Raw genomic sequence first — 18,182 nt, 5'->3', positions numbered from 1 at the left:
CGCCCTGCTCGATGGCAAGGGCGGGTGGCTCTGGTGAAGCGAACGCTACAGGTGGATCACACGTCGTAGTACAGGTTGAACTCGTACGGGTGCGGCCGCAGGTTGATCGGAGCAATCTCCTGCTCGCGCTTGAGCGAGATCCAGGTCTCGATCAGGTCCGTGGTGAAGACGCCACCCTCGGTCAGGTACTCGTGATCGGCCTCGAGGCGGTCGATGACAGTCTCCAGCGACGTCGGTGCCTGAGGAATGTTCTTGGCTTCCTCGGGCGGCAACTCGTAGAGATCCTTGTCGACCGGAGCCAGCGGCTCGATCTTGTTCTTGATTCCGTCCAGGCCGGCCATCATCTGGGCGGCGAAGTTGAGGTACGGGTTGCCCGAGGAGTCCGGTGCGCGGAATTCCGCGCGCTTGGCCTTCGGGTTGTTTCCGGTGATCGGGATTCGGACTGCGGCAGAACGGTTCCGCTGACTGTACACGAGGTTGATGGGGGCTTCGTAGCCCGGCACCAGACGGTGGTACGAGTTGACGGTCGGGTTGGTGAACGCCAACAGCGACGGTGCGTGATGGAGAATTCCGCCGATATAGTGGCGAGCCAGATCCGACAGTCCGGCATATCCGGCCTCGTCGTGGAAGAGGGGCTTACCGTCCTTCCACAGCGACTGATGCACGTGCATGCCCGAGCCATTGTCGCCGAACAGGGGCTTCGGCATGAAGGTCGCCGATTTGCCGTTCTTCCAAGCGGTGTTCTTCACGATGTACTTGAACAGCTGCAGGTCGTCCGCGGCAGCGAGCAGCGTGTTGAACTTGTAGTTGATCTCCTGCTGACCGCCGGTGCCGACCTCGGAATGCCCGCGCTCGAGCTCGAAGCCCGCATTGGTGAGGTTCGTGGAGATTTCGTCGCGCAGATCCACGAAGTGGTCGTACGGAGCCACGGGGAAGTACCCGCCCTTGGCGCGGACCTTGTAACCAAGGTTGGGGCTGCCGTCGGCGTTCGTCTTCTTACCGGTGTTCCACGAACCCGCAATGGAGTCGAGTTCGTAGTAGGCGCCATTGATGCTCGAGTCGTAATTGACCGAGTCGAAGATGTAGAACTCGGCTTCGGCACCGAAGAACGCGGTATCCGCAATGCCAGTGGAGAGCAAGTACTCCTCGGCCTTACGTGCGACGTTGCGCGGGTCGCGGCTGTAGGACTCACGGGTGAACGGATCGTGAACGAAGAAGTTCACATTCAACGTCTTCGCGGCCCGGAAGGGGTCGACCTGCGCCGTCGACACGTCGGGCAGAAGCATCATGTCGGATTCGTGAATCGACTGGAAGCCACGTACGGACGAACCGTCGAACGCGAGGCCGTCTTCGAAGACATCCTGCGTAAATGCAGAAGCCGGGATCGAGAAGTGCTGCTGAATACCTGGCAGATCCGTGAAACGGATGTCGACGTATTCAATACTTTCGTCGGCGATGAATTTGATGACCTCTTCGGCCGTGCTGAACGCCACGCTGTTGCTCCTTTGTTGAGTCCGTCGACCAAACGTTATGGACCTGGTGTTGCCCGCCGGTCAAGCTTGTGTTTCACCCGTGTTACACGTTGGTTTGATCATTGCGTGCACTCGAGTGAGCCACGACACTCTCCAGGTGGGCAGAAGAAAAAGAATCGTACTCACCGCACACACTACGGTGACGGCTGATCCGCGTATTCATGTCGACGCCTATCCTGGTGTCCATGGCGCGAATGACAGGTTCTTGGTTGTCCGGACCCTCGGCTGCTCGATCCGAGGACGGAACCGAGCAGAAATTTCCAGGAGAGCGACTCGGACTCCCAGCGGACGGCCCGGGCGCGATAGCAGGGCTCGGCCGTCGTTCCGGCGCATTGTTGCTCGACTGGTTGATGTCGATAGGAGTGTCGGCACTGATTGTCGGCGCGACCGGGGCTGCGGTTCAGGTCTCCAGCTTGACCTTGCTGGTCTGGTTCGTTCTCGGGGTCGGCTCGGTGAGTATCTTTTCGTTCACTCCAGGCCAACTGGTAGCCGGAATTCAGGTGGCGCGTGTGGATGCGCAGGCCCGCGTCGGATTTGTGCGAGCACTGGTGCGAACGTTTTTCATCATTTTTGTCGTCCCGGCCGTGATCTCGGACCACGACGGTCGCGGTATGCACGACCGGGCGACGGGCACCGCGATGGTGCGGGTTCGCTAGCGATCAGCGACGTTTGATCGTCCGCTGAACGCCCTTCATCTTGGCACCGCCGGGGAGCGGGCCCTTCGGCATAGCGGGACCACTCTTGGTGCCGAGTGCCGAGAGTCTGGATTCGATGGTGTCCATGCGCTTGCTGTCGATGTTCTTGGGCAGCTTCGTCAGATACTTCTGGAGACCGGACAGCGGAACCTGGTTCTCCCCGTTGCCGACGACGATGTCGTAGATCGGGGTATCGCCGACGATCCGCGCAGTCTTCTTCTTCTCTTGGGCGAGAAGTGATTTCACACGCTGCGGCGCGCCTTCCGCGACGAGAATGATCCCGGGTTTGCCGATGACGCGATGCACTGCGTCGAGCTGAGTCGTTCCGGCAATCGCGTTGGTCACGCGCCAGGATCCCTGCAGGTTGTCCAGAGCCCACGCAGCTGCGCCCGCCTGCCCGTCCGCCTTGGTGTACACCGACTTCTGGACCCGACGCCCGAAGATGATGAAGGCCACGAGCACTCCGACGAGAAGTCCGATGGGCAGTAGGAACCACTGCAGATCGAAGATCAAGCCGATGAGAAACAGCACCAGACCGATACCGACGATGGCACCGATCATCAGCGGCAGAAGAAGCTTGTCTTCCTTGCGCTGCATGTTGAACGCCTGCCACAACTGGCCTCGACGCTCTTTCGATGCCTGCTTACGGGCAGCTTTCGCTGCCGCCTTTGCTTCTTTGCTGGGCTTACCTGCTTTGCCCGCTTTACTGCCGTTCGCCATGCTTCACAGGATACGTGTCGGCGCTGAAGTCGCGTGCATCGCCGGTTCGATGCCTAGCGCGCAGCGAGACGAGCAATCAACGAACTTGCCTCCTGCGAAGCTTCGCCACCGTCCACCAAGTGACCCATGCTCTCGGGTAGCACACGACCGTGATGCTGCATCGCCTGCGCATACAGCCGCCCTGCCCGGTACGAAGAGCGGACCAGCGGACCCGCCAGAACCCCGGCGAAACCGACCTCGGTCGCGTAGTCGGAATGCTCGACGAACTCTTCGGGCTTGACCCACCGCTCCACTGGGTGGTGGCGCGGCGACGGGCGCAGGTACTGGGTAATGGTGAGAATGTCGCAGCCTGCCTCATGCAGGTCGCGAATTGCCTCCTGTACCTCTTCCGGCGTCTCGCCCATGCCGAGAATCAAGTTGGATTTGGTGACCAGGCCGTCGTCTCGAGCTGCAGTGATGACGTCCATGGATCGCTGATAGCGGAAAGCCGGACGGATTCGCTTGAAGATGCGTGGAACCGTTTCGACATTGTGCGCAAGAACTTCCGGTCGCGAAGAGAAGACCTCTGCCAACTGGTCGGGCTTGGCGTTGAAGTCGGGTATCAACAATTCGACGCCGGTGTTGGGGTTCAACTTCTTGATGTAGCGGACCGTTTCGGCGTACAGCCAAGCGCCGCCGTCTTCGAGGTCGTCTCGCGCCACCCCGGTGATCGTCGAGTAGCGCAGGCCCATGGCCTGAACGCTTTCGGCGACTCGACGAGGCTCGTCGCGGTCGAGGTCTTCGGGCTTGCCGGTATCGATCTGGCAGAAATCGCAACGGCGGGTGCATTGTTCACCGCCGATGAGGAACGTCGCCTCACGGTCTTCCCAGCACTCGTAGATGTTGGGGCAACCGGCCTCTTCGCAGACAGTGTGCAGACCCTCGCGCTTGACCAAACCTTTGAGTTCGGTGTACTCCGGCCCCATCTTGGCCTTGGTCTTGATCCAGTTGGGCTTGCGTTCGATCGGTGTCTCCGCGTTTCGGATTTCGAGGCGAAGCAATTTGCGTCCGGGTGGGGCGAGGGGAGTGCTGGAGGTGAGCGAAGTGTCGGGGGATGACCCGAGGGACGGCGCAGCGTTCGAGGGTGTTTCTGGAGCCACAGTCACACGGTCGATGCTACGCGCCGAACTTCGTCGTGGTGAAGTGCGGGTTACTGGAGACCGACTCCAGCAAGGGCCGCGCCACGTCGTGTTCGGTCACCGGCAATCCGCCGTCCAGAGCAGCCAGAACGGCCTCGGTGACGGCGGGTTCGACCTCGTCGACAGTGACGTCTCGACCGAGTTCCGCGGACAGTGAGGTCACACCAGCATCGGCGATTCCACACGGCACGATCGCGTCGAAGCCTGCCATGGACGCATTGCAGTTGAGTGAGAAACCATGCAGCGTCACGCCTCGCTGAACCCGCACGCCGATCGCTGCGATTTTCCGCTCCGGCAACCATGGCCCGTCGTCGTTATCGCCCGCGCCACTGCGTCCTGCGGCCAACCACACACCGGAGCGACCGTCGACGCGGCCACAGGTGATGCCGAGCTCGGTGCACACGGAAATCAGTGCTTCTTCGATCCGGCGCACATACTTGACGACGTCGATGGGCTGTGCGAGGCGAATGATCGGATACCCGACGAGCTGTCCCGGACCGTGCCAGGTGATCTTGCCGCCGCGATCGACCTCGATGACAGGCGCGCCGTCGCGCGGACGGTCCTCGGGCGCGGTACGCCTGCCGGCAGTGAACACCGGCGGATGCTCGAGCAAAAGTAGCGTGTCTAGCCCCCGCCCCTCGGCACGCATGTCGGCGAGTTCGCGCTGACGGGCCCACGCCTCGAGGTAGTCGATGCGACCGAGTCTTCGGACATCGACGGGATCCGAACTCTCCCGTGCGGAGATTCCCCCGTTTGTCATGTCTGGCACGCTACGCCGAGTCAGCGACCGACAGCTACTCGCAGTGCCTCGCCGATCGTATTGTGAGCAAAAACGAATCCCGTGTCTTCCAACACCTTCGGAACAGCTCGAGGTCCGGTCAGAATTGCTTCCTGGGCGAATTCGCCGATGACCGCTTTCAACGCGAATCCCGGTACGACCCAGGGCGCGGGCCTATGCAGTGCACGGGCCATGGCGCTGTTGAACTGAGCGTTGGTGACGGGAGCTGGACCTACCATGTTGACCGGGCCCGATACCGACTCGTTTTCGATGCCATGGATGGTCGCCGCGATCTCGTCCTCGAGTGAGATCCAGGGGAAGTACTGTCGGCCGTTGCCGAGGCGTCCACCGAGCGCCATCAGATAGAGGGGCCTCAGCTTGTCCAGCATTCCGCCGCGTTGCGACAAGACCACGCCACTGCGCAACATGATGGTGCGGACTCCGCCGGCCGTAGCGGTCGAAGTCGCATTCTCCCAGTCTCGACACACCTCGGCCAGAAACCCCTCGCCGACAGGGGCCGTTTCGTCGACCACCCGGTCGCCTGTGTCGCCGTAGAAGTTGATTCCGCTGGCATTGACCAGTGTCGGAACCTGAAACTTCGCGCAGTTTTCCGCCAGCACCTCGGTGGGGGTTATCCGACTGTCGCGCACCTTCTGCTTGTAGGCACCCGACCATCGCTTGTCTCCGATGCCTACCCCACAAAGGTTGACCACGGCGTCTGCACCACGCAACGCGCGATCGTTCAACGAGCCCTGCGGCGGGTTCCACTCGAACTCGTCAGGACCGGCAGGCGCTCTTCGAACCAATCTGGCAACCTCGTGCCCCTTACCTCGCAGCGAGGCGACGAGCGCAGTACCGATCAAACCGGAAGAACCAGCAATGACTACACGCATGAATTCGAAAGCCTCCTCGACAGAACCGGGGCATCATCCGCCAAGCGGATGATGCCCCGACCCTGTTAGTGCGGTTCCCCGTTTATTCGAGGATCGGCCGAGCGCTGAACACTGCTCACCTACAGTCCACAGTACAGACTGCTCGGCCTTCGACCTGCTCTACAGACCTAGATCTGCTTCGAACGATGCGATCTCGAGCCGCTGCTTGATGGTGCTGAGGAAACGACCTGCATCCGCGCCGTCGACCAGACGATGGTCGTAGGTCAGCGGCAGGTAGCACATAGACCGGACGCCGATGGACTCGTTGCCCGCGTCGTCCTTGACCACGACGGGACGCTTGACGATCGCGCCCGTGCCGAGCATGGCTGCCTGTGGCGGTACCAGGATCGGGGTATCGAACAACGCGCCCTGACTGCCGATATTGGTGATCGTGAACGTGCCACCGGACAACTCGTCAGGCTTCAGGCCACCGGATCGAGCGCGAGTGGCGATGTCGTTGATCGCCCGGGCGAGACCAGCCAACGACAGATCGCCCGCGTTGTGGATTACAGGGGACAGCAAGCCCTGCTCGGTGTCCACAGCGATACCGAGGTGGACCTCGGCGTGATAGGTGATCTCCTTGGCTTCTTCGTTGATGCTGGCATTGACATTCGGGTGAGCCTTGAGAGCCTCGACGACCGCCTTCGCGAAGAACGGAAGGTACGTCAGATTGACGCCCTCGTTCTCCTGGAACTTGGCCTTGGCCTTGGCGCGCAGACCTGCCACCCGGGTTACATCGACCTCGAAGGTCTGAGTCAGCTGGGCAGAGGACTGAAGAGACTCGCGCGTCTTCTTCGCCGTGATCTGGCGAATGCGGTTCATCTTCTGCGTGGTTCCGCGTAGATGAGCCAGTTCCGGTCGCACACCGGCTGTAGCCGGTGCGGCGGGCTTCGACTCGGCCGCCGAAGCAGCAGCAGCGGGAGCTGCGGGAGTCTTCTTCGCCTCGGCGGCCGCGAGGACGTCCTGCTTGCGAACCCGTCCACCGACGCCGGTGCCCTTGACCGTGGACAAGTCCACGTCGTTGTCCGTTGCGAGCTTACGAACCAGAGGAGTGACGTACGGGGATGCGTCTGCGGAGGGAGCCTTCGCAGCTTCCTGCTTGGGAGCCTCTTGCTTGGGAGCCTCTTGCTTGGGAGCTTCCTGCTTGGGAGCTTCCTGCTTGGGTGCTTCCTGCTTGGGAGCCTCTTGCTTGGGAGCAGGCTTTGCCGGTTCCGGAGCCTTGGCAGCAGGGGCGCCTGTGCCGATCACAGCCAACTGGCCGCCGATTTCGACGGTGTCGTCTTCTTCTGCGCTGATCTCGAGAAGCGTTCCCGCCACCGGGGAGGGAATCTCGGTGTCGACCTTGTCGGTGGACACCTCCAGCAGTGGCTCGTCCACGGCGACCTCGTCGCCCACGGCCTTCAACCAGCGCGTGACAGTGCCTTCGGTGACCGACTCGCCCAGTTCCGGCATCTTGATCGGGGTACCCGAAGAGCTGGAGTCGGAGCTCGCGGCCGGTGCACTCTGTGCCGGTGCTTCTTCCTCGGCTTGGGGCTCCGGTTCTGCAGCAGCCACAGGCTCGGCGGCGGGCTCTTCAGCAGCGGGCTCGGGCTCGGAGGAAGACCCGGAAGCCTCACCGGCTTCGCCGATCTGAGCTAGCTCGGCGCCGATTTCGACGGTGTCGTCTTCCTGTGCCACGATCTTCGTCAGAACACCAGCAGCGGGGGACGGGATTTCAGTGTCAACCTTGTCGGTCGACACTTCGAGCAACGGCTCGTCGACCTCGACGGTGTCGCCCTCCTGTTTGAGCCACCTGGTGACAGTTCCCTCGGTGACGCTCTCACCAAGAGCTGGCATCTGGACGGAGAAGGCCATGTCTGTTGACTCCTCGACAGTTGTGTGCGGGTAATTTAGTTCTTACGACTTGTGGTCGTAGACCATTGTGCTGGCGTTGCAAGGTTCGCGGACGATACTTGCGTTAATTGCGATCTTCGGCGCTGTCTGTGTCCGCGCCGAATCGAAGAAAACGTCTTTCCACGATCCACGGACTTTTACTGCAGACACGTAGACGCCCTTTCGATGAGACCGTAAATCGTTCTGTACAACGAGAGAGTTGAACCCTCCGTCGTCATCCTTCCATCCTTGGAGTTCTTACGTTCCCCGAGGGGCTGCCCTCGCACTGGCAAACTCATGAGTAACGAGGCTTGTGAGAACGCGGAGGTCTATCTTCCCGCACCCAAGACAGGAGTGGCTCCATGAGCTTGTTCGATCGCCTCACTCGACGCAGTGGCAAAGGTAGAGGCCCCCGAGAGGGGTCGGTAGCGCAGTATCTCGCGGACTGGACGGCGGCGAGAATCGGCGTCGAAGCATTCGTGGAACCAAAGACGACAGTGACTCCTGTCACTGTCGTTCTGGTGGCAAACGATGGTGAGTGGACACGGCGCGTCGTGGACGAGAAACACATCAGAAAGCTTGGACCAGACCTGAAAATTCCCGTCTACGACGTCCGAAAGACGGGCTACCCGCAGCGGATGCGAGATCACGATGCTCGAGCGAAAATCCTTAAGCGCAGGGCCGCCGAATAGCGTTGCATGATCCGAGCGCCCGCCGAGGCACTCGGATCATGCACGTGATGTGACGCGTCTAACCGTTCTCGACTATGTCTTCGAGAACGGCGAACATCGTGCGGACCGGCACTCCGGTTCCACCCTTGCCGATGTAGCCGAACGGGCCGCCGGTGTTGAATGCCGGACCGGCGACGTCGATGTGTGCCCACTGAACGCCGTCTGCGACGAACTCCTTCAGGAACAATGCAGCAGCCAGCATTCCGCCCGCGCGTCCGTTGGTGACGTTGGCAAGATCGGCGACCCGCGAGTCCAACTCGCGTCGAATCTCACCGGGGAGCGGCATGGCCCAAGCGTCTTCGCCCACAGCCTGCGAAATCTCGGCGACGCGGTCGCGAAACTCGTCGGTGCCCATGACTCCCGGCGTCCGGTTGCCGAGTGCGACGACCTGCGCGCCCGTCAGCGTTGCGGTATCGATCAGGTAGTCGGGATCGTCTTCGCACGCGCGGACGATGGCGTCGGCGAGCACCAGTCGTCCTTCGGCGTCGGTGTTGATGACCTCGACCGTGATCCCGCCGTACTGCGTCAGCACGTCACCCGGCCGTTGTGCAGTGCCGGACGGCATGTTCTCCGCCATGGGAACCGTGGCAACGATGTCGAGTTCGAGGCCCACCTTGGCAGCGAGAATCACGGTCGCGATCACGGCTGCAGCCCCGGCCATGTCGGAGGTCATGTTTTCCATGCCCGCCGCGGGCTTGATCGAGATGCCGCCGGTGTCGAAGGTGATTCCCTTTCCGACCAACGCCACCTTCTTGGACTTACGTTTACCACCGGAGTGTGTCAGACGCACCAACCTGGGCAGACGTGATGAGCCCTTGCCGACGCCGTGGATTCCGCCGTAGCCGCCTTTCTCCAAGGCCTTGTCGTCGAGAACTTCGACACTCAGGCCGGCAGCCGTGCCCAGTGTCTTCGCGCGTGCGGCGAATTTCTCCGGGTACAGGTGGCTGGGTGGGGTGTTCACGAAGTCGCGCGCGATCGCGACGGACTCGGCAATAGCGACCGAACGAGTCAGCTCGTCCTTGACTTCGCGAGCGCGTGGGTCGGCTACGAGCAATTCGACGCGCCCGAGGGGTCCGGCTTCCGATGTAGGTGCCGACAGTGCAGATTTGAACTCGGTGAAGGTGTAGGCACCGAGGAAGAAGCCTTCTGCCGCCGCCCCCAGGTCGAGGGCGGAGAGCGTCGTGGCCGCGATCGAGGTTCCCGACAGCGCGCGAGCTGCAGTACCAGCGGACCGGCGGATGCGTTCGATGTCGATGTCGGCCGACTTGCCCAGCCCGACGGCGAGGACACTTGTCACGTCCAGCGCTGCAGGGGCGGGAATGCGGATGATCTCGTCGGCCTTGCCTGTTGCACCGACAGCCTCGAAGGCATCGAGCAACTCGGCGGCGAGCGCATCTCCGGAGATGTCGTCGGTGATGACGAGTTCCAGTCCGTCTTCACTTGTACTGAGTGCGACGACGAGAACGTCGACATCTTTTCCGAGGCGGCCGGCCAGCACCAGCTCGGGTCCGAGAGCGCGGGGTGAAGTCGTTGGCACGTGGCAGCTCCTGAAGGATTGATTGTTCTCGGTCATACACGATCGTAGTGACCCGGGCCCGACGAGCAGCCGTCCGCTAGCGTTGTCCGCTATGAGTGCAGAAGAACTTGCTCGCGGACCCGTACACGCCGTTCACGTCGAACTGGGAGCGACATTCGCGCCTTTCGGCGGATGGGAGATGCCAGTCTCCTACGTTGGAGTCGTGGCCGAGCACAAGGCAGTCCGTGCCACAGTCGGCGTCTTCGACGTCAGTCATCTGGGGAAGGCGTTGGTCGCAGGACCGGGTGCGGCGGACTTCGTCAACTCCACGCTGACCAACGACCTCACCCGTGTGGGCCCGGGGAAGGCGCAATACACGTTGTGTTGCAACACGTCCGGGGGAGTGGTGGACGATTTGATCGCCTACTTCGTCTCACCGGAAGAGGTGTTCCTGATTCCGAACGCCGCCAACTCCGCGTCGGTCGTCGCCGCGTTGACCGCCGAGGCGCCCGAAGGCGTCGTCGTTCGCGACCAGCATCGTGATTTCGGCGTGTTCGCGGTCCAAGGGCCTGATTCTCGAAGTGTGGTCGAGCAGTTGGGTCTCCCGGTGGACTTGGAGTACATGGCCTTCGTCGACGCGCAGTGGTCCGACGCCGAAGGCAACGAGGTCCCGGTCCGGGTGTGCCGCACGGGTTACACCGGTGAGCATGGATACGAACTGGTCTGCTCATGGAACGACGCCGAGGCATTGTTCCGTGCCCTCGTCGACGTCGTGAAGCTTTCCGACGGCCAGGTAGCAGGCCTCGGTGCGCGAGATACCCTGCGTACCGAGATGGGCTATCCACTCCACGGTCACGAGCTTTCGCTGGACATCTCGCCGCTCCAAGCTCGATGTGGTTGGGCGATCGGATGGAAGAAGGACCGATTCTGGGGCAGGGACGCACTGCTTGCAGAAAAGGCGGCGGGACCGGCGCGAGTGCTCCGGGGCGTCAAGGCTCTCGACCGCGGGGTGCTGCGGCAGGGGCAGAACGTCGTGGTGAACGGCGGCGTGGTCGGTGTCACGACGTCAGGGACTTTCTCGCCCACGCTCGGAGCCGGAATTGCGCTTGCACTGATGGATGCCACAGCGGGAGTGGCGCCGGGCGACATCGTCGAGGTCGATGTTCGTGGCCGGGCACTGCGATGTGAGATCGTCGCTCCGCCATTCGTTGCATCGAACACCAAGTGAGCGGGCTTCGACGCGTTCGATAAGCTCAGTGCATGACAGGCGTTCCCGAATTCACCCGTGTGCAGCATCCTTCTCCGGCTCCGTCGGAGGTCAGAGAAGCCGTATTGGCTGCGCCCGGGTTCGGGAAGTTCTTCACCGATCACATGGCAGTGATCGATTACACCTCGGAGAAGGGCTGGCACGGCGCGACCATCGCGCCATATGGGCCGATCGAGTTGGATCCCGCTGCGATGGTCCTGCACTACGGACAGGCTATTTTCGAAGGGTTGAAGGTCTACCGTCAGCCCAACGGGGATCTCTCCTCGTTCCGCGTCAATGCCAACGCCGAGCGGTTCAAGTCCTCGGCGAGGCGGTTGGCGATGCCGGAGCTTCCCACTGAGCTGTTCACCTCCTCGATCGAGAAGTTGCTTGCCGTGGATCGCGAGTGGATCCCGGCGGCCGGTGGCGAGGACGCCCTCTACCTTCGTCCGTTCATGTTCTCTACCGAGGCGGGGCTCGGTGTCCGGCCCGCGGACGCGTACCGGTACATGCTCATTGCCTCCCCTGCCGGGGCGTACTTCCCTCGTGGTGTCAAACCGGTCAGCGTGTGGCTGTCGACCGAATACGTACGCGCGGCTCCCGGTGGTACCGGAGCGGCCAAATTTGCCGGCAACTACGCGGCATCGCTGCTTGCGCAGGCGCAGGCCAGCGACCAGGGGTGTGACCAGGTTGTCTGGCTGGACGCGATCGAGCGTCGCTTCGTCGAGGAAATGGGTGGCATGAACCTGTTCTTCGTCTTCGGCTCCGGTTCTGACGCTCGCTTGGTCACGCCCTCGCTCTCCGGGTCCTTGCTCCCGGGAATTACCCGCGATTCACTCCTGGCGTTGGCAACCGACTCCGGAATTCCAGTGGAGGAGCGACGCATCTCGACCGATGAGTGGCAGAAGAAAGCGGAGTCCGGTGACATCACCGAGGTATTCGCCTGTGGAACCGCGGCAGTCATCACTCCCGTCGGCAGCGTCAAGTCAGCGGACGGTGAGTTCACGATCGCCGACGGAGAACCGGGCGACATCACTCTCGCCCTGCGCGATACCTTGACGGGCATTCAGCGCGGCACCTTCGCCGATACTCATGGGTGGATGACCAAGCTCGGCTGAGTTCAGGATCCGATCAGCACACCCACCACGGTGAGGGTTGTGGTGATTTCCAGAGCTGCGCCCAGTACGTCGCCGCTGAGACCACCGAACCGTCGGACGCAGTGGCGCACGAGAACTACGCCGATCGCCAACACTGCTGCGACGACTGCGGGGCCTTGCCACCAGCGGCCGTCCACGCAGCCGGCTGCTGCGACAAGCGCTGCGGCACACCAAAGACCGACCACTGTGCGGCTTTGGGTGCCGGCGACGAGTGCTCCGAACCCATGGTCGACGGCTGGAAGCGTCCCACGTCTGCACGCGAGCACGACGGCGACACGACCTACCGCGACGGCCAGCACTATCGAGGAGAAAGCACGCTGCTCCGCCAGTAGGCCGAAGCCCGTGGCCTGAATTGCGAGGGTGAGGACGAGCGCGGCGACTCCGAACGGTCCGGCGCTTCCACTCTGCATGACTGCACGAGCGCGTTCGGGCGGGCCGTAGCAACCGAGACCGTCAGCGGTATCGGCAAGCCCGTCGATATGCATGCCGCGCGTCAGCAGGGCAAGCGCGCCGACGACGAGTAGTCCGCCGAGTAGTCCGCCGAGCGAGAGTGCGTCCGCACACCACGAAGCTCCTGCCGCGAACACCCCGAGCACCAGTCCGACGACAGGGGCGGACGAGATGGCTTTGCGGGCCGCATCTCGATCGACGTGATGCGGCCCCCGCACTGGAAGGACTGTCAACCAGGACAAGGCCAGGCGAGGGCCCACCCAGATCGAATGCACTTCTCAGTCCTCGGACGGTGCTTCGGGCTTGGCAGCTCGGTCACTCACGCCTGCATCTGCAAAGGTCGACATGTCCTTCAGTGCGGCGATGGCCGCGTGTACCAACGGTAGGGCGGCGAGAGCACCCGAGCCCTCGCCGAGTCGCATGTCGAGCTCGAGAAGGGGTTCGATTCGCAAGTGGCGCAACGCAATCGAGTGAGCAGGTTCGGAAGAGCGATGCCCGGCAATCCACCATTCACGTGCCCCTCGTGCCGATTCCTCCGCAACCAACGCGGCCGCCGTGACGACGAGCCCATCGAGAATGACAGGCGTACGACGGTGCGCAGCTTGCGCGAGAAATCCGGCCATAGCGGCAAGATCGGCGCCACCTGCAACGCGAAGCAGCGCAACGGAATCCTTCACCACCGGACGGGCACGCCGCATCGCATCACGAATCGCCGCCGTCTTGCGGATCCAACCGGCATCGTCGACGCCGGTGCCGCGACCTACCGCAGCCACCGGTTCGGTGTCGGTGAGTACTGCGATCAATGTCGTTGCCGGAGTAGTATTTCCGATTCCCATGTCCCCGGCGATCAACAAGTCGGCGCCGCTGTCGATTTCCTCGTCCGCGATTGCGCGACCGGCATCGATCGCAGCTCGAACCTCGGACTCCGACAACGCATCCTCACGATCGATCGAACCGCTCGACCGACGGACCTTGTATCGGCTGATCGTGATGTCCGTATCGGAATCGACAGCGATATCGACGACACGGACTGTTGCGCCTGCCCCTGCAGCCAGTGCATTGACCGCAGCGCCACCGGCCGCGATATTGGCGACCATCTGAATGGTCACCTCGGCGGGATAGGCCGAAACCCCGTGCGCCGCAACACCATGGTCTCCGGCGAACACCACTACCCGGGGTCGCACCAGCGCGTGAGGTGGACACTGATCTTGACACGCCGAAATCCACTCACCGATCTCTTCGAGCCGACCGAGACTGCCGGCAGGCTTGGTCAACGACTTCTGTCGTTCCGACGCCGCAGAGCGGGTCTGCGGCGACGGCGGAGCGACCGGACGCAACGGCGTCGAGTTCTCGGTTGTTTCGGACGTCACGATTGCTGCTCAGCCTTTCGGAAAGGTGGAACCCCGGCACACTTGAGTGCGAGGGGAAGGCCGGCCACGACGAGTACGACGTCGTCACAGACCTCGGCGAGCCGGGAATTGAGTACGCCGATCTCGTCTTGGAACAGTCTGCCCGCCCGAGTGGGTGGGATCACGGACAACCCAACTTCGGGAGTGACCAGCAAAAGGATGCCCGTGCACTGCGCGACGGCGTCGACGAGCGCGTCGATCTCCGCCGCGATCGTGCCGCGCGGGCTGTCCCAGGCTGACCGGTCGTCGATGGTGTGGGTCAGCCAGGTGCCGAGATCGTCGACGATCGTGACACCCGGGGTTCCGTCGATGATCAACTGGGGAAGATTCGTTGTCGCTTCCACTGTCGTCCAGGTGGCGGGCCGTCGAACTCGATGTTGTTCTATCCGCGCGTCCCAGTCGGCGTCACCGGGGCGTCTTCGGCCGGTTGCCACGTATCTGACCGGTCCTGTCGCAGCCGCGAGGTGTTCGGCGTGGCTGGACTTGCCCGATCGCGCGCCACCGAGCAGCAGTGTGCGCTTGGGCAGCGTCATAGTGTCAGACAGCTGCGCCGCGGTTGACGCGGGGCTGAGGGGCGCGCATCTTGCGGATCTGCGAAGCGCGAACGAACGCGTACCACCCGAGCTTGAAACCACCGTCGGTGGTTTCGGGGAAGCGAGCGCGAACGCGATTGTTGATCTGGCGGCCGATGAAGATTCCCTCGCCGACCATGAACAGCATCATCACGAACATCGCCAGCGTGACATACGCCTGAACGGCCGGATCGAGGAAGAGCGCGAAGATCAACAGAAGCGCGAGCGGCATGAACAAACCGACCAGATTCCGGCGGGCATCCACGAGATCACGGGCGTATGCCCGAACGGGGCCCTTGTCCCGCGGAAGTAGGAACTTGTCCTCGCCGGCGAGCATTCGCGCGCGGCGGTCGGCTGAGGATGCTCGGCGCTCCTCGGATGCCTTCTTGCGGTCGACTTTGGTTCCCTTGTTCGCCTTACGACGCTCGCGGGCCTCTTTGCTCGTCATCGGCGGCGGCGCGACCGGACCGCGGCGTCGGGCTTCGGCCTCACGCCGTTTCGGCGTGGGGCGACCTTTGCCGACGATCTCGTTCGGCGGCGACACATCCGTCGCTGCCGACTCGACCGAGGCCGAATCGTTCTTGTCCGAATTGTCAGAGTTCCCGCGGCGTAGCAACTTCACTCACCCAGGCTATGGGATGGAAACGAATAGGTGAACATCGGCCACACCAACCCACGTCCGCGAAGGCTCCTCGAGCACGGCGGCCTCGACATGCCTCATCTCCACTGTCGACCTAGACTTTCGACGATGCGAGTGATGATTGCGCCTGATTCGTTCGGAAACACACTGAGCGCGAACGAGGCGGCCGACGCAATCGCCAGGGGTTGGCGACTCGGACGTCCGGGGGACGAGCTCGTGTTGGCGCCACAATCGGACGGCGGTCCGGGATTCGTCGACGTGTTGGCCGTCAACCGTGGCGAAGTGCGCGAACTCGACGTGGACGGACCACTCGGGAAGCGGGTCAGGGCGCGGTGGCTGCTCGACGGCCGGACGGCGTTCATCGAAGCCGCACAAGCGTGTGGCTCGAGCCTCATCGATGGTCCACCGACCAATAGCAGCGCATTGCGGGCAAGTAGCTACGGCGTCGGCCAGCTGATCGTTGCCGCCCTGGGTGTCGCCGGCATCGAGAGGGTGTTCGTAGGTCTCGGCGGCAGTAGTTGTACCGACGGCGGACGGGGGATGGTTCGTGCACTCGGTGGACTGGCCGATGCCGCCGCACGGCTGCGGTCGGTCGAACTGGTCGCTGCCACCGACGTCGAGAATCCGCTACTGGGCGAACACGGCGCAGCGCATGTCTTCGGACCACAGAAAGGCGCAGATCGTTCGATGGTCGATGTTCTCGAAGATCTCAACCACGAGTGGGCCGCGATGTTGGAACGCGAGGCCGGAGCAGACGTCGCCGAGCTGCCGGGCGCAGGCGCTGCCGGAGGCATCGGTGCGGCACTGTTCGCGCTGGGAGGGCGGCGGGAGTCCGGCGCGGCCGTGGTGGCCGACCTCACCGACCAGGCCGCTTTACTGGAGTCGGTCGATCTCGTCATCACCGGTGAAGGCAAGTTCGACAGTCAGTCCCTTCGGGGCAAGCTCGTCACCGAACTTGCATCCGCAGGCACGCGATCAGGGGTGTCGGTGATAGTCCTTGCAGGTCAGATAGCCCTAGACGTCGCACAGTGGGAAGCGGCAGGTCTTTCTCGAGCGTATTCCGTAGCCGAATTCGCCGGTTCGGTGGACAAGGCGATGACCGATGCCGGACCACAACTCGAGCTTTTGGCCGAGTACGCAGCACAACAGTTCGATCAAGGTACTCGGCCATTACGCGGCGGGCTGTGAGGAATACCTGTGCGCGGAGTACGGTTGAGTCGTTCACGGGTTGAGTACGACTGATAGGGAGAGCCCATGACCGTCTCGAACGAAACCATCACGCACAAGGTCACGATGACCGAAGCTGCATCATCGAAGGCCAAGGCGCTGCTGGACCAAGAAGGACGCGACGACCTCGCGCTGCGCGTTGCTGTGCAGCCTGGTGGCTGCGCGGGCCTGCGCTATCAGCTCTTCTTCGACGATCGCAGCCTCGACGGCGACCTCGCAGTGGACTTCAACGGAGTCACGCTGGCTGTCGACCGGATGAGCGCTCCGTATGTCGAGGGTGCATCCATCGACTTCGTGGACACCATCGAGAAGCAGGGCTTCACGATCGACAATCCGAACGCAACGGGCTCATGTGCCTGCGGCGATTCGTTCAACTGATCTGAACCACCAACTCTGACCGGTACTGCATTAGCCAGTACCGGTCATAGTTGTGTTCGCACCAAGTTCCGGGGCGCCGCGCAGCAGCATGGATCTCGCTCCGACCACCATCGAAAGGCTCAAGCACGTGACTCTCGCGGTATCGGGATCGATAGCCACCGATCATCTGATGCGGTTCCCGGGCAAGTTCGCCGAGCAGTTGGTAGCAGACCAGCTCTCCAATATCTCGCTGAGCTTCCTCGTCGACGACCTGGTCATCAGAAAAGGTGGAGTCGGCGGCAACATTGCCTACGCCCTGGGTGTGTTGGGCCGATCCCCGCTCCTGGTGGGTGCTGTCGGGCCGGACTTCGCTGAATATCGGTCTTGGCTCGAGTCCAATGGAGTCGATTGCACCGCGGTACGCGTGTCGGCGACGGCTCACACCGCGCGCTTCGTTTGCACCACCGACGTAGACATGGCTCAGATTGCGTCGTTCTACCCGGGTGCTATGAGTGAAGCGCGGGAAATCTCGATCGAAGAGCTATCCGCGGGACGAACGCTGGAACTGGTATTGGTCGGCGCCAACGATCCTGACGCGATGATCGCCCACACTCAGCAGTGCCGATCGCTGAGCATTCCTTTCGCCGCAGATCCGTCACAGCAACTCGCGCGTCTGACAGGTGAACAAGCGGTCGATCTCATCGAGGGTGCGGCATACCTCTTCACCAACGAATACGAGTGGGGACTGCTGCGTCAGAAGTCGGGCCTGTCCGAGACGGAGATCGCGGCCAAGGTTGGTATTCGGGTCACGACGCTAGGCAAGTCCGGCGTCGAGATCGTTACTCCCGATGGCGTGCGCACGCACGTGGATGTGGTTCCCGAGACCAGCAAAGTGGATCCGACCGGAGTGGGCGACGGCTTCCGGGCCGGCTTCCTCATGGCACATCTCGCCGGCGCCTCCGTCGAGCGTGCAGCACAGCTCGGCTCCTATGTGGCGGTCCTCGTCCTCGAAACCACCGGCACGCAAGAGTGGACTTTCGTACGAGACGACGCACTCAAACGTCTGAGCTCGGCCTACGGAGCTACCGCGGCCGAGCAGATCGGCGCGCTGCTCCCGGCCTAGCCGACATTCATCGCAGAAAGGGACCGTCACAACCGTGCACACGGTTG

At 62.6% G+C, this 18,182-nt stretch carries 18 protein-coding genes; 7 read left to right on the top strand and 11 right to left on the bottom strand.

Features of this window, described 5'->3' with window-relative positions; all coding sequences use genetic code 11:
- Positions 1-56: 56 nt before the first annotated feature.
- Positions 57-1,493 (bottom strand): type I glutamate--ammonia ligase, encoded by a 1,437-nt coding sequence (glnA, locus tag BJI47_RS21845; protein ID WP_088945669.1) that lies wholly within the window; start codon positions 1,491-1,493, stop codon positions 57-59.
- A 224-nt stretch (positions 1,494-1,717) separates the two neighbouring features.
- On the opposite strand from glnA, the gene BJI47_RS21840 reads away from it, so the two are divergent.
- Positions 1,718-2,188 (top strand): RDD family protein, encoded by a 471-nt coding sequence (locus BJI47_RS21840; protein WP_088945668.1) that lies wholly within the window; start codon positions 1,718-1,720, stop codon positions 2,186-2,188.
- A 3-nt stretch (positions 2,189-2,191) separates the two neighbouring features.
- On the opposite strand, the gene BJI47_RS21835 is transcribed toward BJI47_RS21840, so the two are convergent.
- The 5 genes from BJI47_RS21835 to sucB all read right to left on the bottom strand — a co-directional run bounded on the left by BJI47_RS21835 (position 2,192) and on the right by sucB (position 7,689).
- Positions 2,192-2,947 (bottom strand): DUF4191 domain-containing protein, encoded by a 756-nt coding sequence (locus BJI47_RS21835; protein ID WP_088945667.1) that lies wholly within the window; start codon positions 2,945-2,947, stop codon positions 2,192-2,194.
- 53 nt (positions 2,948-3,000) lie between these two features.
- The gene (lipA, locus tag BJI47_RS21830; protein WP_088945902.1) at positions 3,001-3,987 is read right to left on the bottom strand and encodes a lipoyl synthase; all 987 of its coding nucleotides are present in this window, start codon (positions 3,985-3,987) and stop codon (positions 3,001-3,003) included.
- A 115-nt stretch (positions 3,988-4,102) separates the two neighbouring features.
- Entirely contained in the window at positions 4,103-4,885 is a 783-nt protein-coding gene (lipB, locus tag BJI47_RS21825) for a lipoyl(octanoyl) transferase LipB (RefSeq protein ID WP_088945666.1), read from the bottom strand.
- A gap of 20 nt (positions 4,886-4,905) precedes the next feature.
- Positions 4,906-5,796 carry a TIGR01777 family oxidoreductase gene (locus BJI47_RS21820; RefSeq protein WP_088945665.1) on the bottom strand — a complete coding sequence of 297 codons (891 nt, stop codon included), beginning with the start codon at positions 5,794-5,796 and terminating at the stop codon, positions 4,906-4,908.
- A 159-nt stretch (positions 5,797-5,955) separates the two neighbouring features.
- Entirely contained in the window at positions 5,956-7,689 is a 1,734-nt protein-coding gene (sucB, locus tag BJI47_RS21815) for a 2-oxoglutarate dehydrogenase, E2 component, dihydrolipoamide succinyltransferase (RefSeq protein WP_088945664.1), read from the bottom strand.
- Positions 7,690-8,069: 380 nt separating this feature from the next.
- Between sucB and BJI47_RS21810 the strand changes: the two genes are divergently transcribed.
- The gene (locus tag BJI47_RS21810) at positions 8,070-8,399 is read left to right on the top strand and encodes an oxidoreductase (RefSeq protein WP_088945663.1); all 330 of its coding nucleotides are present in this window, start codon (positions 8,070-8,072) and stop codon (positions 8,397-8,399) included.
- A gap of 58 nt (positions 8,400-8,457) precedes the next feature.
- Here BJI47_RS21810 and BJI47_RS21805 read toward each other — a convergent pair whose 3' ends face one another.
- Positions 8,458-9,975 (bottom strand): leucyl aminopeptidase, encoded by a 1,518-nt coding sequence (locus BJI47_RS21805; protein ID WP_088945662.1) that lies wholly within the window; start codon positions 9,973-9,975, stop codon positions 8,458-8,460.
- Positions 9,976-10,066: 91 nt separating this feature from the next.
- Between BJI47_RS21805 and gcvT the strand changes: the two genes are divergently transcribed.
- Entirely contained in the window at positions 10,067-11,182 is a 1,116-nt protein-coding gene (gene gcvT / locus BJI47_RS21800) for a glycine cleavage system aminomethyltransferase GcvT (protein ID WP_088945661.1), read from the top strand.
- 32 nt (positions 11,183-11,214) lie between these two features.
- Entirely contained in the window at positions 11,215-12,318 is a 1,104-nt protein-coding gene (locus tag BJI47_RS21795) for a branched-chain amino acid aminotransferase (protein WP_088945660.1), read from the top strand.
- Positions 12,319-12,320: 2 nt separating this feature from the next.
- Here the strand turns inward: BJI47_RS21795 and BJI47_RS21790 are convergent, their stop codons facing one another.
- The 4 genes from BJI47_RS21790 to BJI47_RS21775 are packed head-to-tail and all read right to left on the bottom strand — an operon-like array spanning position 12,321 to position 15,410.
- Positions 12,321-13,073, bottom strand: coding sequence for an adenosylcobinamide-GDP ribazoletransferase (locus BJI47_RS21790; RefSeq protein ID WP_088945901.1), 753 nt, complete (start codon positions 13,071-13,073; stop codon positions 12,321-12,323).
- Between the two features lie 12 nt (positions 13,074-13,085).
- Positions 13,086-14,144: a nicotinate-nucleotide--dimethylbenzimidazole phosphoribosyltransferase gene (gene cobT, locus BJI47_RS21785; RefSeq protein WP_254900766.1), complete on the bottom strand. Its 1,059-nt coding sequence runs from the start codon at positions 14,142-14,144 to the stop codon at positions 13,086-13,088.
- A 29-nt stretch (positions 14,145-14,173) separates the two neighbouring features.
- The gene (gene cobU / locus BJI47_RS21780; RefSeq protein ID WP_088945658.1) at positions 14,174-14,749 is read right to left on the bottom strand and encodes a bifunctional adenosylcobinamide kinase/adenosylcobinamide-phosphate guanylyltransferase; all 576 of its coding nucleotides are present in this window, start codon (positions 14,747-14,749) and stop codon (positions 14,174-14,176) included.
- Positions 14,750-14,753: 4 nt separating this feature from the next.
- The gene (locus BJI47_RS21775; protein WP_088945657.1) at positions 14,754-15,410 is read right to left on the bottom strand and encodes a DUF3043 domain-containing protein; all 657 of its coding nucleotides are present in this window, start codon (positions 15,408-15,410) and stop codon (positions 14,754-14,756) included.
- A 126-nt stretch (positions 15,411-15,536) separates the two neighbouring features.
- Here BJI47_RS21775 and BJI47_RS21770 point away from each other — a divergent pair, with 126 nt between their 5' ends.
- The 3 genes from BJI47_RS21770 to BJI47_RS21760 all read left to right on the top strand — a co-directional run bounded on the left by BJI47_RS21770 (position 15,537) and on the right by BJI47_RS21760 (position 18,135).
- Positions 15,537-16,616, top strand: coding sequence for a glycerate kinase (locus BJI47_RS21770; protein WP_088945656.1), 1,080 nt, complete (start codon positions 15,537-15,539; stop codon positions 16,614-16,616).
- A 66-nt stretch (positions 16,617-16,682) separates the two neighbouring features.
- Positions 16,683-17,033 (top strand): iron-sulfur cluster assembly accessory protein, encoded by a 351-nt coding sequence (locus tag BJI47_RS21765; protein ID WP_084346648.1) that lies wholly within the window; start codon positions 16,683-16,685, stop codon positions 17,031-17,033.
- 127 nt (positions 17,034-17,160) lie between these two features.
- On the top strand, positions 17,161-18,135 hold the full coding sequence (locus BJI47_RS21760; RefSeq protein ID WP_088945900.1) for a carbohydrate kinase family protein: 975 nt from the start codon (positions 17,161-17,163) through the stop codon (positions 18,133-18,135).
- Positions 18,136-18,182 lie beyond the last annotated feature (47 nt).

The organism is Rhodococcus sp. 1168 (assembly GCF_002091955.1).
GTDB lineage: Bacteria > Actinomycetota > Actinomycetes > Mycobacteriales > Mycobacteriaceae > Rhodococcoides.
This window is presented reverse-complemented; position numbering and strand designations above follow the sequence as displayed.

Excerpts from the sequence above, each read along its gene's own strand:
- BJI47_RS21810 (WP_088945663.1), top strand. The coding sequence starts at position 8,070 with ATGAGCTTGTTCGATCGCCTCACTCGACGCAGTGGCAAAGGTAGAGGC.
- lipB (WP_088945666.1), bottom strand. The coding sequence starts at position 4,885 with ATGACAAACGGGGGAATCTCCGCACGGGAGAGTTCGGATCCCGTCGAT.
- BJI47_RS21835 (WP_088945667.1), bottom strand. The coding sequence starts at position 2,947 with ATGGCGAACGGCAGTAAAGCGGGCAAAGCAGGTAAGCCCAGCAAAGAA.
- sucB (WP_088945664.1), bottom strand. The coding sequence starts at position 7,689 with ATGGCCTTCTCCGTCCAGATGCCAGCTCTTGGTGAGAGCGTCACCGAG.
- BJI47_RS21795 (WP_088945660.1), top strand. The coding sequence starts at position 11,215 with ATGACAGGCGTTCCCGAATTCACCCGTGTGCAGCATCCTTCTCCGGCT.
- cobU (WP_088945658.1), bottom strand. The coding sequence starts at position 14,749 with ATGACGCTGCCCAAGCGCACACTGCTGCTCGGTGGCGCGCGATCGGGC.
- gcvT (WP_088945661.1), top strand. The coding sequence starts at position 10,067 with ATGAGTGCAGAAGAACTTGCTCGCGGACCCGTACACGCCGTTCACGTC.
- BJI47_RS21840 (WP_088945668.1), top strand. The coding sequence starts at position 1,718 with ATGGCGCGAATGACAGGTTCTTGGTTGTCCGGACCCTCGGCTGCTCGA.
- BJI47_RS21820 (WP_088945665.1), bottom strand. The coding sequence starts at position 5,796 with ATGCGTGTAGTCATTGCTGGTTCTTCCGGTTTGATCGGTACTGCGCTC.
- BJI47_RS21765 (WP_084346648.1), top strand. The coding sequence starts at position 16,683 with ATGACCGTCTCGAACGAAACCATCACGCACAAGGTCACGATGACCGAA.
- BJI47_RS21770 (WP_088945656.1), top strand. The coding sequence starts at position 15,537 with ATGCGAGTGATGATTGCGCCTGATTCGTTCGGAAACACACTGAGCGCG.